At 56.5% G+C, this 223-nt stretch carries 1 protein-coding gene; it reads right to left on the bottom strand.

Translation table 11 applies throughout. The features are described from left to right. On the bottom strand, nt 1-223 hold a 223-nt coding region (locus ABR397_RS24375; protein ID WP_350307927.1), incomplete at both ends, for a hypothetical protein.

Genomic DNA, 223 nt, shown 5'->3' with positions numbered 1-223 from the left:
TTCATCCCGCGAGGTGGACAGCAGTTTAAATTCGCTGATCACCCCGTAGATTGTGCGTAAGGGAGCTGGCGGTATCACCGGCATGCCCCGCATCCCCGGATTAATCGCGGGCGACGTCAGGGTAAACGCGGCGTCCCGCATCAGCATCTGCGCCGGTTTGATATCTTTCTCCGGGCTGGTGAATTCAATAACGTAACGAAAAGGCTGGCTTAAGCCTTCCTGC

The organism is Photorhabdus viridis (assembly GCF_040256935.1).
GTDB classification, from domain to species: domain Bacteria; phylum Pseudomonadota; class Gammaproteobacteria; order Enterobacterales; family Enterobacteriaceae; genus Photorhabdus; species Photorhabdus viridis.
This window is presented reverse-complemented; position numbering and strand designations above follow the sequence as displayed.